This is a genomic window from Catenuloplanes japonicus (assembly GCF_000717135.1).
Taxonomy (GTDB): domain Bacteria; phylum Actinomycetota; class Actinomycetes; order Mycobacteriales; family Micromonosporaceae; genus Catenuloplanes; species Catenuloplanes japonicus.
Map to the genome: position 1 here is coordinate 377,645 of NZ_JNXY01000001.1, position 12,362 is coordinate 390,006.

General features: G+C 71.2%; 13 protein-coding genes and 1 pseudogene. 8 read left to right on the forward strand and 6 right to left on the reverse strand.

The genetic code is table 11. From position 1 onward, the window contains the following. Nucleotides 1–73: 73 nt before the first annotated feature. The 3 genes from OP04_RS01800 to OP04_RS01810 all read left to right on the forward strand — a co-directional run bounded on the left by OP04_RS01800 (nt 74) and on the right by OP04_RS01810 (nt 3,133). Entirely contained in the window at nt 74–1,453 is a 1,380-nt protein-coding gene (locus OP04_RS01800) for a cation:dicarboxylate symporter family transporter (RefSeq protein ID WP_051796932.1), read from the forward strand. Nucleotides 1,454–1,658: 205 nt separating this feature from the next. Continuing rightward, nucleotides 1,659–2,303 carry a hypothetical protein gene (locus tag OP04_RS01805; protein WP_033337614.1) on the forward strand — a complete coding sequence of 215 codons (645 nt, stop codon included), beginning with the start codon at nt 1,659–1,661 and terminating at the stop codon, nt 2,301–2,303. 14 nt (nt 2,304–2,317) lie between these two features. Further along, nucleotides 2,318–3,133: a transporter substrate-binding domain-containing protein gene (locus tag OP04_RS01810; RefSeq protein ID WP_033337615.1), complete on the forward strand. Its 816-nt coding sequence runs from the start codon at nt 2,318–2,320 to the stop codon at nt 3,131–3,133. Between the two features lie 4 nt (nt 3,134–3,137). On the opposite strand, the gene OP04_RS49015 is transcribed toward OP04_RS01810, so the two are convergent. Together OP04_RS49015 and OP04_RS01820 are read right to left on the reverse strand one after the other, a co-directional pair. Further along, nucleotides 3,138–3,320: a hypothetical protein gene (locus OP04_RS49015; RefSeq protein ID WP_051796933.1), complete on the reverse strand. Its 183-nt coding sequence runs from the start codon at nt 3,318–3,320 to the stop codon at nt 3,138–3,140. 140 nt (nt 3,321–3,460) lie between these two features. Continuing rightward, nucleotides 3,461–3,745: a Smr/MutS family protein gene (locus OP04_RS01820; RefSeq protein WP_033337616.1), complete on the reverse strand. Its 285-nt coding sequence runs from the start codon at nt 3,743–3,745 to the stop codon at nt 3,461–3,463. Nucleotides 3,746–3,857: 112 nt separating this feature from the next. Here OP04_RS01820 and zwf point away from each other — a divergent pair, with 112 nt between their 5' ends. Continuing rightward, nucleotides 3,858–5,201, forward strand: a complete 1,344-nt coding sequence (gene zwf / locus OP04_RS01825) for a glucose-6-phosphate dehydrogenase (protein WP_033337617.1) — start codon at nt 3,858–3,860, stop codon at nt 5,199–5,201. Nucleotides 5,202–5,280: 79 nt separating this feature from the next. Here zwf and OP04_RS01830 read toward each other — a convergent pair whose 3' ends face one another. From OP04_RS01830 to OP04_RS55385, 3 genes are all read right to left on the reverse strand, one after another. Further along, nucleotides 5,281–6,486, reverse strand: a complete 1,206-nt coding sequence (locus OP04_RS01830) for an NAD(P)/FAD-dependent oxidoreductase (RefSeq protein WP_033337618.1) — start codon at nt 6,484–6,486, stop codon at nt 5,281–5,283. A 17-nt stretch (nt 6,487–6,503) separates the two neighbouring features. Beyond that, complete coding sequence (locus tag OP04_RS01835; protein WP_085066136.1) at nt 6,504–6,998, reverse strand: universal stress protein; 495 nt, start codon at nt 6,996–6,998, stop codon at nt 6,504–6,506. A 315-nt stretch (nt 6,999–7,313) separates the two neighbouring features. Further along, nucleotides 7,314–8,594 (reverse strand): hypothetical protein, encoded by a 1,281-nt coding sequence (locus OP04_RS55385; RefSeq protein WP_033337619.1) that lies wholly within the window; start codon nt 8,592–8,594, stop codon nt 7,314–7,316. Between the two features lie 331 nt (nt 8,595–8,925). On the opposite strand from OP04_RS55385, the gene OP04_RS55390 reads away from it, so the two are divergent. Further along, nucleotides 8,926–9,738 carry a hypothetical protein gene (locus OP04_RS55390; protein ID WP_232323428.1) on the forward strand — a complete coding sequence of 271 codons (813 nt, stop codon included), beginning with the start codon at nt 8,926–8,928 and terminating at the stop codon, nt 9,736–9,738. Here OP04_RS55390 and OP04_RS56745 read toward each other — a convergent pair. Then, nucleotides 9,688–10,266, reverse strand: a pseudogene (locus OP04_RS56745) (hypothetical protein); the annotation flags it as partial. The gene OP04_RS55390 and the pseudogene OP04_RS56745 overlap by 51 nt on opposite strands. A gap of 314 nt (nt 10,267–10,580) precedes the next feature. On the opposite strand from OP04_RS56745, the gene OP04_RS01855 reads away from it, so the two are divergent. From OP04_RS01855 to OP04_RS01865, 3 genes are read left to right on the forward strand one after another with little or no spacing between them, the layout of a single operon-like run. Continuing rightward, nucleotides 10,581–11,129 carry an NUDIX domain-containing protein gene (locus OP04_RS01855; protein ID WP_085066137.1) on the forward strand — a complete coding sequence of 183 codons (549 nt, stop codon included), beginning with the start codon at nt 10,581–10,583 and terminating at the stop codon, nt 11,127–11,129. Nucleotides 11,130–11,154: 25 nt separating this feature from the next. Beyond that, the gene (locus OP04_RS01860) at nt 11,155–11,904 is read left to right on the forward strand and encodes an ArsR/SmtB family transcription factor (protein ID WP_198153652.1); all 750 of its coding nucleotides are present in this window, start codon (nt 11,155–11,157) and stop codon (nt 11,902–11,904) included. A 48-nt stretch (nt 11,905–11,952) separates the two neighbouring features. Beyond that, on the forward strand, nt 11,953–12,336 hold the full coding sequence (locus OP04_RS01865; RefSeq protein ID WP_033337623.1) for a hypothetical protein: 384 nt from the start codon (nt 11,953–11,955) through the stop codon (nt 12,334–12,336). The last annotated feature ends 26 nt before the right edge of the window (nt 12,337–12,362 follow it).

Sequence of the window (12,362 nt, forward strand, 5' to 3'; positions counted from 1 at the left end):
GGTCCGGGTCCTCGCGGTGAACAGAATGAACGCAATCGTGCCTCACCCTGAGACACAGGCCACAGTCTGCGGCATGAGCGTCACAGAGAACACAGCGCCGGTACGGCGGTCGGGTGGCCGTACCCACTTCCTATACATCGCCGTCATCGTCGCCGTGCTTCTCGGCATCGCGGTCGGCTTCATCTGGCCGACGCAGGCCAAGGAACTGGCGCCGATCGGCACCGGCTTCGTCAACCTGATCAAGATGATGATCGGGCCGGTCATCTTCTGCACGATCGTCCTCGGCATCGGCTCGATCCGGAAGGCCGCCTCGGTCGGCAAGGTCGGCGGCCTCGCGCTCGGTTACTTCCTCACCATGTCCACGGTCGCGCTCGCGATCGGCCTGGTCGTCGGCAACATCGTGCACCCGGGCCAGGGCCTGCACCTGAGCGAGTCGGTCGCGGCCGCGGGCAAGGCGGCGGCCGGCAAGGCGCCGCACACCAGCACCGCGGACTTCCTGCTCGGCATCATCCCGCACACGCTGGTCTCCTCGCTGACCGAGGGCCTGGTGCTGCAGACGCTGCTGGTGGCGCTGCTGTTCGGCTTCGCGGTCCAGTCGATGGGCCGGCGGGGCGAGCCGGTGCTGCGCGCGATCGAGCTGTTCCAGCGCGTGGTCTTCAAGATCCTCGCCATGATCATGTGGCTGGCCCCGATCGGCGCGTTCGGCGCGATGGCCGCGGTCGTCGGCGCCACCGGCATGGACGCGCTGAAGAGCCTCGCCCAGATCATGATCGGCTTCTACATCACCTGCGCGATCTTCGTCTTCGTGATCCTCGGCCTGATCCTGCGCCTGGTCTCCGGCGTCAACATCTTCAGCCTGCTCAGGTACCTCGGCCGCGAGTTCCTGCTGATCGTGTCCACGTCGTCGTCCGAGTCCGCGCTGCCGCGCCTGATCGCGAAGATGCAGCACGCCGGCATCAGCAAGTCCGTCGTCGGCATCACGGTCCCGACCGGCTACTCGTTCAACCTGGACGGCACCGCGATCTACCTGACCATGGCCTCGCTGTTCATCGCGTCCGCCATGGGTGACCCGCTGAGCGTCGGCGAGCAGATCTCCCTGCTGCTCTTCATGATCATCGCCTCGAAGGGCGCGGCCGGCATCACCGGCGCCGGACTGGCCACGCTGGCCGGCGGCCTCTCCAGCCACCGCCCGGACCTGGTCGACGGCGTGGGCCTGATCGTCGGCATCGACCGGTTCATGTCCGAGGCGCGGGCGCTGACCAACTTCGCCGGCAACGCGGTCGCCACGGTCCTGGTCGGCACCTGGACCAAGGAGATCGACAAGGAGCGCCTCGAGGCGGTCCTGGCCGGCCGCGAGCCCTTCGACGAGGCCACCATGCTCGACGACCACGAGGAGACGGTGCAGGTCCCGGCCGCGGCCTCCGCCGGTTCGCCGGAGGGCACCACCCGCTGACCTTCCCCACCGCACCACTCGGGCGCCGCCGGATCCCCCCTCCGGCGGCGCTCGCTTCTCTGTGTGCCACGAAGGCCTGGCCGTTCGGCCTCCCGCCGAGGAGTGAATCCGGAAATATGGCCGTTTAGCAGGCACTATCCGGGCGTGCCGCCCGGACGACGGTGATCCAATGTCTCCCGTCCGAGCGGGAGCGAGGGGGCATCGGATGGGCATGCTGACGCGTGGGGCACGGTGGTCGGTGCCGCTGCTGGTGGCCACGTTCGCGCTGACGATCGCGCTGTTGTTCTGGGGCGACCGGGGCGGTTTCGTCGCCGATGTGCTGGCGCTGCCGATCGGCGTGGTCGGGGTGCTGCTGGCGGCCGCGGGGATCCGCGCGGCCAGGCCCGATCCCGGTGGGCCGGCGCCGGGGATGCGCGCGGTGCTGACGCAGACGGTCGTGGCGCTGATCGTGGTGGCCGCCGGCGCGGGCGCGGCGATCGGCGTCTCGGCCTGGCACGCGCGGCACGTGGACCTGACGGTGTCCGTCGGCGACGCGGTCCGGATGGCACAGGACACGGACACCGACCTGAAGGCCACGGTGGACGGTCCCTGGGGCGGTGAGCTGGTCGCGGTGCCGGAGCTGTCGCCGACCGGTGACCTCGGCGACTGCGTGCTCCCGGCCACGGTCCTGGTCCGGCCGGTGATCGACGGCCAGCCGCAGGCCGCCTACCGGACCCGCCACGGTGAGCAGGTCGCGCTGCCCATCCCGGCCGGTGCGAAACGGGTCCAGCTACGCGTCCGGGTCGAGGTACCCGGCGAGCAGAAGTGTGAGCTGCTGGTCCGCATGTCCGACACGCGCCTGCGGCGCTGAGTGAGGAGCACGAGATGAGACGTACCGCGTGGGTGGCGCTCTTCGCCTGCCTGGCCCTGACCGGCTGTAACGCGCGCACGCCGGAGCCCGAGCCGGCCGACTACCTGTCCGGCACCGTGCCGATCGGGGTCAACTCGGACCTGCCGGGCTGGAGCCTGTACCGCAACGGCGTGTGGAGCGGGTTCGACATCGCGCTGGGCAACTGGCTGGCCGGCGAGCTGGGCTTCACGCCGCAGTACGTGCCGATCACCACGGACGAGCGGCTCAAGGTGCTGAAGCGCGAGGACAGCCCGGTCAAACTGGTCATCTCCAACTTCTCGATCACGGATGTACGGCGCGACGAGGTCGACTTCGCCGGTCCCTACCTGTCGGACGCGCAAGGGCTGATGACGCTGACCGGCAGCCCGATCGGCACGCCCGCGGACATCGAGGGCCGGGCGGTCTGCGTGGTGCTCGGCTCGACCGGCGAGACGCGAATCTTCGGCGCGAAGATCAACTCCAGGCCGGAGAACACGCTCGACCGGTGCGTCCAGCGGCTGCGCGCCAGGGAGGTCGACGCGGTCTCCACCGACCAGGTCATCCTCGAGGGGCTGGCGTCGTACGCGAGCGACCTGCGCGTGGTGCCGGGAATGCGGGTGGGCAGCGAGCGGTACGGCATCGGCCTGCCGAACAACCGGCCGGAGCTGTGCGAGTACCTGAGCGCCGCGCTCACCCGGTTCGTGGACGAGGAGTGGACCCGGAAATTCGGCGAATACCTCCCGGCGAGCGTCCCGGGCGACCGCAAACCGAACTCCAGGGTCCTCGACCCGTGCGAGCCGGCCACTCCCTGACGACTCAGGTTCTGACCAGCGCGACCAGGGCGGCCAGCGCCAGCAGCGAGGTGATGATCAGGGCGATGACGGCGGCGGGGGAGAAGACGCCGAGGCCGTAGATGCTGTAGGCGTTGGCGGCGGCGTCCGTGGTGAGGACGACGGCGGCCAGGGCCAGGCCGGCGCGGCGGCGCAGCAGGAGCAGCACGGCGGCCAGCGGGTCGAAGAACGTCAGCGAGATGAAGTAGATCGCCAGCCACGTCGGCGCCCACGGGTACGGCGGCCACGTCGTCAGCTGCCAGACGTGGACGGCGCCGCCGTAGAGGAGGACGGCGGCGAGGAGGCGGGTCAGCGCCCGCGGCCGCGGCGGCCGGTGGGGGCGTCGTGCTTGAAGTGGACGAAGAGGCGGCCCCAGTTGTCGCCGTCCTTCTCGACGCGGTGGTAGAGCTGCTTGATGTCGCGCTGGTCGAGGAAGCGCAGCACCTTCTTCTTCAGGGCGCCGCTGCCCTTGCCGGGGATGATCTCGACGGTGGCGGCCTTCTTCTGGATCGCCTCGTCGATGATGTTCCGCAGCGCGCGGTCGATCTCCTGGCCCCGGTTGAAGATGTCGTGCAGATCCAGCTTCAGCTTCACGCCGACGATTCTAGCTGTCGCCCACGTCTCACCCGCGGACGGAAATCCGGACGATCATGCGCTCGTTGGTCAGGAACGCATAGTTGTCTACCGACTTATGGGGTGACCCCCGATGGACGAGCGCGCTGACGCTGTCGTTCTCTTCGGCGTGACCGGTGATCTCGCGGCCAAGAAGCTGATCCCGGCCCTCTACGAACTGACTCGCCGTGGTCGGCTGGACCTGCCGGTCTTCGGCGTCGCCCGGTCGGCCTGGGATCACGAGCACCTGGTCAGGACGGTACGCAAGGCCGTCGTCGAGGCCGTGGACGTGGTCGACGAGGCCGCGTTCGACGCGCTGGCCGCGCGAATGACCATGATCTCCGGGGGGTACGACGACGCGCGCACCTACGCCCGGCTGAGCGAGGCGCTGGAGCACACCGCGCGGCCGCTCTTCTACCTCGCCATCCCGCCCGCGGTCTTCACCGACGTGGTCGGCGGGCTGAAGGACTCCGGGCTGGCCAGGCGCGGCCGGGTGATCGTGGAGAAGCCGTTCGGGCACGACCTCGCGTCCGCGCAGGCGCTCGCGGTCACGCTGCGCGGCGCGTTCGACCCGGAGCGGACCTTCCGGATCGACCACTACCTGGGCAAGGAGGCGGTCGAGGGGATCGCGGCGCTGCGGTTCGGCAACCGGCTGCTGGAGCCGATCTGGAGCCGGGAGCACATCGACAACGTGCAGATCACGCTGGCGGAGCAGTTCGGCACGCAGGGCCGGGCGGGGTTCTACGACCGCAGCGGCGCGGTCCGGGACGTGCTGCAGAACCACGTGCTGCAGGTCGCGGCGCTGCTGGCGATGGAGTCCCCGGCCAAGGCCGACGAGCTGCACGCGCTGCGCCGGATGCGGCCGCTGACGCCGGGGAGCACGGTCTTCGGGCAGTACGCGGGGTACCGGGACGAACCGGGCGTCGCGGCCGGGTCGACCACGGAGACGTTCGTGGCGTCCACGCTGCGGATCGACACGCGGCGGTGGGCGGGCGTGCCGTTCCACCTGCGGGCCGGCAAGCACCTGGCGGAGACCGCGACCGAGGTGGTGGTGACGCTGCGGCCGTCGGCCTACGCGAACGCGACCCCGAACCTGCTGCGGCTCCGGCTCGGGCGCAACGACGGGATCGGGCTGATGCTCAACGTGAAGGAGCCGGGCCGGGCTTCCAGGACGCGCCCGCTCCCGCTGGACGTGGACTTCGGTGCGGCGCTCGGGAGGCGGCAGGAGGCCTACGAGCGGCTGATCGACGACGCGCTGGACGGACGGCAGGACCGGTTCGCCTCGGAGGAGACGATCCGCGAGGAGTGGCGGATCGTGGCGCCGGTGCTGGACGGGCACCAGCCGATCCTGCCGTACGAGCGGGGCACCTGGGGTCCGGAGACGCCCGGCACGCTGCCGGCCGGTGGCTGGCACGCGGTCGGCGCGGCGGGCCGATAGCGCGCGGCACGTCCCCCACGCCGGTCCAGCGACGTGGGGGACGCCCCGATGCACCGAGGACGCCGGTGGCGGGTGGCCGTCAGGCGATCAGGTCCTCCAGCGGGACCGAGGGGTCGGTCAGCCGGTCGAGGTCGACCTTCCCGCCGGTCAGGCCGGCCCGTACCAATGCCTGAATCTGCTCTTGAACGTCCCAGACGTTGAGGTTCATGCCGGCCGCGACCCGGTCACCGACCAGCCAGAACACGATGCCCTCGCGCGCGGCCAGGTCGCCGCGCACCACCACCCGGGCCTCCGCGCCCGGCGGCACCCAGCCCGCGTACTCCATACCCAGGTCGAACTGGTCCGTGAAGAAGTAGGGGAGTTTCTCCCACGGCGTGCCACGACCGAGCATGGCGCGAGCGGCCGCCGGGCCGGAGTCCAGCGCGTTGCCCCAGTGCTCCACGCGGACCCGGGCCTTGAGCAGCGGATGCTCCACGGCCGCGATGTCGCCGGCCGCGAAGATGTCCGGATCGCTGGTGGTGTGCAGCGCGTCCACGTGCACGCCGTCGCCGGTCGCCAGGCCCGCCTCCACCGCGAGGTCGATGCTGGGCGTGGCGCCGATCGCGACCAGCACCGCGTCCGCGTCGATGCGGGTGTCGTCGGCCACGATCACGCCGTCCGGCAGCACCTCGCGCACGTGCGTGCCGAACCGGAACTCCACGCCGTGCGCCCGGTGCAGGTCCGCGAACACCTCCGCCACGGTGTCGCCGAGCACCTTGCGCAGCGGCAACGAGTCCGGCGTGACCACGGTGACGTGCGCGCCGCGCTGCCGTGCCGCGGACGCCACCTCCAGGCCGATCCAGCCCGCGCCCACGATCACCAGGCGGGTGCCCTTGTCGATCGCTGCCGCGAACCGGTCCGAGTCCGGCCAGGTGCGCAGCGTCGAGTCGGCCGGCGTGCCGATCCGGCGCGGGGTGGCGCCGGTGGCCAGCAGCAGCCGGTCGTACGCCACGTCCTCGCCGGACGCGGTGCGCACCACGTGGTTCTTTCGATCCATGCCGGTGACCACGGCGCCGAGGCGAAGGTCGACGTCGTGCTCCGCGTACCACGACTCGTCGTGGACGAACGGCTCCTCGCCGGTGCCCAGGAGACGGCCCTTGGACAGCGGCGGCCGCTCGTACGGCCGGATCAGCTCCGCGCCGAGCAGCGTGATGCGGCCGCCGAAGCCCTCCTCGCGCAGGGTCTCGGCGGCCTTCGCGCCGGCGAGCCCGCCGCCGGCGATGACGATAGATTCAGGTGGGGTCATGGATAGATCCTTACCCCTCAACCACTCAGTTCGGACAACTCCCGGCTGATCGCGTCCGCCACGCTGCGCCGCTGCCACTGGCGCGCGAACGCGTCCGGCGGCACGACCTGCACCGGGCAGGTCGCGTGCGCCACGCAATAACCGGCGATCGAGCGCCGGAACACGCGCCGCCACCAGCGCTGCGGCGTCCGGCCGACGAAGAGCACGTCGTCCTCGCGCGCGTAGTCGACCAGCGCGGCACCGGGCCGGTCCAGCACGGTCACCGAGTTGATCTGCACGTCCGGCGGCATGCCGCCGAGCGCGTCCGCGAAACACTCCCGGATCAGCTGCCTCGCCGCGTCCCGCCCACGCACGTAGACCGCATCCGTACCGTCGAGATCCCAGGCGCGCACCGCACGCAGCGGCACACCTCGCCGTCGCGCCTCCCCGACCGCCATGCGCAGCGCGCGCAGACCGGTCAGCGACGGCGAAACGCCGACAATGACACGAGGTCCCACCGAGTCGGCCAACACTCTGCCCTCCGTCCCGTCCGCTCGTCACCACCACGCCGATGCGCCGGCGGACGTGCCGCATCACAAGACCCAACGATCGAGCGTCACGGGGTGCCCGCCCGCCCCGCTCGTCGTCAGACAGACGGTAAGCCCCCAAAGGCCTCTCTGGTAAGGGGCGAAATTCCATCGATCTGTGACAGGCCCTTCGACCCGACGTAACGGGACTCCTGTACCTGCCCGCTTCTGCCCCGCCGGGCGAATCATGAATCCGCGTCACCCGGCGGCCGTGAAGACGGAACCCCCCTCATGACACGCCGCCGGGTGACGCACGCCCGGTCAGGCGCGGCCCGCCTCCGCGAGCAGCCGTTCCACGGCGGCGGTCGAGCGACCGTCGTCGAGCTCGCGGAAGAAGTGGGCCGCCTCCAGCAATGCCCGCCGCGCGGGTACGCCGCGGCCCTGCGCGACCAGCAGGACCCCCTCGGCCCAGTGCAGGCGCGCGTCGAGCGTGGTCAGCAGATGGTCCGCGTCGATGTCCCGGCGGAACGTGCCGAGCAGCCTCGCCGCGTGGTGCCACTCGGTCTCGCCCTGCGGGAGCAGCCCGGCCGCGATGAACGCGCGGCTGAGAAGGCACCGGGCCCGGATCTCGCCGACCCGGTTCGCCATGCCCCGGAAGTACCGGACCGCCTCGGCCGCCCGCCGGATCGCCAGCCGGGTGAGCTCGGCGTGCCGGTCCACGCGATCCTGCGCGTGCTCCAGGTACAGGCGAGCCAGGCGATAGCTGACGTTGGCGGCCCGGCGGCAGTCGCCCAGGCACTGCTCCAGGGCCTCGCGCAGGCACTGCTCGGCCTGTCCCCACTCGCGCCGCCTGCGGAGCGACTCGGCGCGGACCAGCAGCACCAGGAACGGCCCGGGACGGGCGGACGACTCGGCCAGCGCGTGCAGCCGCAGACCGATGTCGGAGTCGTAGTTGAGGTCCAGGAGCAGCCGGGCCGACTGGCGTTCCCGTTCGTCCTTCAGCGTCTCGAAGTCCATCATCGCCCTCGTCAACCGGCCGCCGGCCACCTGCGGCACGCGCAGCTGGGCGTAGCCCATGCCGACGCGCAGGTTCGCCCAGGCGATTCGCCGTCGCGCGTCGTCGGGGGAGATGGCGCCGATGTCCGGGCGGCCCGCCCACTCGGCGATGGTGAACACCTTGTTCAGGCAGGCGAACGCGGGCGCGTACTCCTCTACGGAGATCAGGAAACCGCCGTAGGCCAGGAGCGCGTCGATGCGGCAGTTCAGGTCCCGGTCCGCCTGGTCGGCCTCGTCGCGGGCCGCCGACTCGTGGGCGCGGCTCAGCAACAGTCGCAGCCGGTCGAGGGACCCGCCGGGCACGTGGTCGCCGAGCAACGCGGTGGTCCGCCAGTACAGCGCCGGATCCTTCTGATCGAGCGCGGTCTCCGCACAGTCGACCAGGCTCTGGTGCTCGAGGCGTACCCACGGCGTCGGGTTGCCCGCGACCTCGGCGGCCATCGCCTCGATCAGCACACGCCAGGCGCCACCGGGCTCGAGGCCGGGCACGCGCACCACCGGCGCCGGGAAGGTCTCGTCCCATCGGTGCAGGACAAGCCCGATCATCAGCCGGTACGCCTCCCGCAGGCGACCCAGCGCGACGGTGGACTCGGGCGCGTACCGCTGCCGGAGTTGCCGTTCGGCGGCCAGCCGGACCAGCGGATTCAGACGGTAGCGGAACTCGCGCCCAGAGCACGCTCGGCAGGTACGTGCGGCCGTCCTCGATCTGGTCGCAGAGCCACTGCGCCTCCTCCACGATGTCCAGTGCCTCGTCGCTGTCCTCGCGTGCCAGGGCCACGGCGAGTTCGCGCCGGGTGCGGATCTGTTCGGGCCGCTCGCCCTCCTCCTCGGCCAGCCGCAGCGCCGTGCGCAGCTGCGGGACCGCTCGCTCCTGCTGATGCAGCCGCCGGTGCAGCCGTCCCAGCGTCCGGCGTGCGCGGATCTCGCTGCGCCGGGTGGCGAAGCGGCCGGTCATCGCGCGCGACGCCATGTCCTCGGCGGCCTCGAACGCGCCCATCTCGGCGTGCAGCTCCGCGAACGCGGCCAGCGCCAGCCCTTCGGCCTCGGGCTCGCCGCGTTCCCGGGACACCGCGACGGCGCGCCGGGCGCCGGCGAGGGCTTCCCGCATCTCGCCCCGGACCATCGGCAGGTAGATCAGCCGATCCAGCTCGGCTCCCGGGTCGAGCGCCCGGCGGGACGCCTGCCGCGCCAGCACCAGCTCGGAGTCGCGGCGCTGCTCCTGTGGTGTCCGCGGCCGGTCGAGACGCCGGGCGTACGCCAGCACGTGCTCCCGGACCCGGTACTCGGTCTCGCCGCCGAGGTCGGTGCTCGCCCGCTCGATCAGTTCGGCGAACATCAGCCGGTCCGCGAGGCGGAGCACCGTCGCCTCGTCCGCGGGCCCGTGTTCCTTCTCGTGCTCCAGCATCGGCGCCAGCTCCCAGGCGTGGAAGGCCGGCCGTCCGAGCCGGCCGATCGCACGCAGCGCGCGCTGCTCCGGGCCGGTCAGCATGGCGAAGATGACGTCGAGCGCACCGGTGTAGCCGTCCGAGCCGAGGTTCCGGCGTCCTCGCTCCAGCGCGCTGGCGAGCCCCAGACGCGGACGGGTGTTCAGCAGCGCGCCCGCGGCCTGCAGCGCCAGCGGGTGACCGCCGGTCTCCTCGAACATCGCGGTGGTGTCGGGCTCGTCGATCCGGTCGTCGCCGGCCAGTAGCCGGAGCAGGTCGTGTGACTCGGCTCGGTCCAGCCCGCCGAGCGTGATGGGAAGGCCCACGCTGTCGTGCGGGATGACGCCCGGCCGCGCGGTGACGATCAGCGCGCTCCACCGGTCGAGCGGCAGCAGGCTGTCGAGGACGGCCGTGCCGGGCACGTCGTCCAGGATCACCAGCCGCCGCCGGTCACCCACCTGTTTCTGGTACAGGGCCGGGAGTTCGTGCGGTTCGCCACCGTCCGGCGGCGTGATCAGCCTGGGGAGGATCGTGTCGACGGCACCGGCCCGGCCGACCGGGCAGAAGATCTGCCCGTCCGGGAAGTCGGCGGCCACCTGGTGGGCGACGCGCAGCGCGAGCGCGGTCTTGCCGATGCCGTCGATGCCCTCGATCAGGACGACCCGGAGGTGGACGGCGGAGAAACTCCTCGATCCGCCCGATCTCCTCGACACGGCCCACGAAGGGCCGGGGCGTAGGCGGAAGCTCCGATGTGGTCCGGTATTGTTCTGCACCGGCCGGTTGTGCCGGATCACCGTTTCCGTGATTCCTCCGGTGCATATTCCACCAGGCTGCCGTCGCTTCTGTGATGAGATATGAGCCGATGGTGATGACTCCTATCGGTGTCCGTACCGCGGCGTCCTCGAAGATCAGATGAATGGCGATGTTGAGCACCGCGACGACCACGGGCGCGCTGAGGTACGGCGGTATTCGCTCGACGCGGAGAAACGGTGGAAGTTGCACGTGACCTCCCGGTTTCCGTATCCGACTAGTGTCGCTGCGTAGGGCTGCTTCATCAATCGTGTGTCGTTGGGCCTCGAAGGCGGGAATCCCGGACTAAGGTTCTCCCGTGGTTGACGACCTGCCCTCTTTCATCGCGAGCCTGACTCGAGTCAGAGTCTCGGCCGGCGCTATTGTCCGTGACCTCAGCGGTCGAATCCTGATCGTGCATCCCACGTACAAAAGCGATTGGGAGATCCCCGGCGGCTGCATCGAGCCGGGCGAGTCGCCGGCCGCGGCCTGCGGGCGGGAGTTGCTGGAGGAGCTGGCGCTGCCGTCCCGCCGCGTCGACCGGATGCTGTGCGTCGACTGGGTGCCCCCGGCCCCGCCGTGGGACGGCGCCCTCGGCTTCGTCTTCGACGGCGGCCGCCTGACACCGGCCGAGATCACGCAGATCCGCCTGCCCGCGGGGGAGCTGGACGGCTACGCGTTCATCGCGCCGTCCGAGGTGGACGACATCCTCATCCCGCGGCTGGCCCGCCGGGTCCGCGCGGCCCTGGCCGCGCTGGAGAGCCGGTCGGCGCCGAACTATCTCGAGAGCGGCTGCCCGTCCCAGATCGTCGGCGCCGCCGCGCTGCAGGCCGGCATGGTGGCGTCCGTCGGTCGTACGCTCCCTTGACAATAGGCAGGTGTATGCCTGCATAATGCTGGCTGTGGACCGGGTCTTCCGTGCGCTTGCCGATGCGACCCGTCGTGGGCTGCTGGACAGTCTCCGGCGGCGTGACGGGCAGACGCTCGGGGAGCTCTGTGCGGGGCTGGACATGGCCCGGCAGTCGGCCACCCAGCATCTCGCGGTGCTGGAGGAGGCGAATCTGATCAGCACGGTCCGGCGGGGGCGGGAGAAGCTGCACTACCTCAATCCGGTGCCGATCCACGAGATCCGCCGCCGCTGGATCGCCGCGTTCGACGAACCGCGGCTCGCCGCACTGGAGGCCATCATGGAGCGCTCGATGATCCCCGATTACGTCTACGTGACCTACGTCCGGAGCACGGCCGAGCGCGTCTGGCAGGCGCTCACCGACGCCGACCTCACGGCGCGGTACTGGGGGCACAGCAACCGGTCCGACTGGCGGCCGGGCTCCACATGGGAGCATCTGCGCACGGACGACTCCGGCATCGCGGACGGCGGCGGCGTGGTCCTCTCCGCAGATCCGCCGCGAAAACTGGTCATCTCGTTCGGCATGCCGGGGCAGCGGCCGGAGGACGGCGCGGGCACGGTCACGTTCGACGTCGAGCCGTGGCAGGAGATCGTGCGGCTCACCGTCACGCACACCGGCCTGACGACGGAGAAGGACCACGGGCTGATCTCCTCCGGCTGGCCGGCCGTCATGGCGAACCTGAAGTCGTTGCTGGAGACCGGCGACGTGCTGCCGCAGGCGCCCTGGGAGATGTGAGTACCCGGGCTCACGCGCCTCCCCGCGGGCGGGCATAGGTTTCTCCGCATGAATGCCAAGACCATCGGCGGCGCTGTGGCCGTCGCCGTGCTCACCGTCGTCGCCTGGTTCGGCTGGCTGGGGTGGGACACCGAGAAGGACGTCGACGCGGCGGGCAACATCACCGGGCCGTACCATGCCTGGCAGGTCGTGGGGTGCGGTGTCACGCTGCTCGCGATCCTGGTCGCCGCGATCCTGCTGCGCGTCAACGCGGCGGTGACGGCGGTCGTGCTCACGCTCGCGTTCACGATCGTCTGGACCTGGGACGCGGCGCGGCACGACGACTCCGGGCTCTTCGCGGTCGGCGCGCTCCTCGTCTTCGTCGGCCTCGCCGCGAGCAGCGCGATCGCCGCCGCGGTCACGCGTTCGCTCGCCCGCTCCCGGCCCGCCTGATCGCTCAGGCAGGAAAAGCCTCAACC

Excerpts from the sequence above, each read along its gene's own strand:
- OP04_RS01860 (WP_198153652.1), top strand. The coding sequence starts at position 11,155 with ATGCTGGCTGTGGACCGGGTCTTCCGTGCGCTTGCCGATGCGACCCGT.
- OP04_RS01800 (WP_051796932.1), top strand. The coding sequence starts at position 74 with ATGAGCGTCACAGAGAACACAGCGCCGGTACGGCGGTCGGGTGGCCGT.
- OP04_RS01830 (WP_033337618.1), bottom strand. The coding sequence starts at position 6,486 with ATGACCCCACCTGAATCTATCGTCATCGCCGGCGGCGGGCTCGCCGGC.
- OP04_RS01810 (WP_033337615.1), top strand. The coding sequence starts at position 2,318 with ATGAGACGTACCGCGTGGGTGGCGCTCTTCGCCTGCCTGGCCCTGACC.
- OP04_RS55390 (WP_232323428.1), top strand. The coding sequence starts at position 8,926 with ATGCAGCCGCCGGTGCAGCCGTCCCAGCGTCCGGCGTGCGCGGATCTC.
- OP04_RS01865 (WP_033337623.1), top strand. The coding sequence starts at position 11,953 with ATGAATGCCAAGACCATCGGCGGCGCTGTGGCCGTCGCCGTGCTCACC.
- zwf (WP_033337617.1), top strand. The coding sequence starts at position 3,858 with ATGGACGAGCGCGCTGACGCTGTCGTTCTCTTCGGCGTGACCGGTGAT.
- OP04_RS55385 (WP_033337619.1), bottom strand. The coding sequence starts at position 8,594 with ATGATCGGGCTTGTCCTGCACCGATGGGACGAGACCTTCCCGGCGCCG.
- OP04_RS01805 (WP_033337614.1), top strand. The coding sequence starts at position 1,659 with ATGGGCATGCTGACGCGTGGGGCACGGTGGTCGGTGCCGCTGCTGGTG.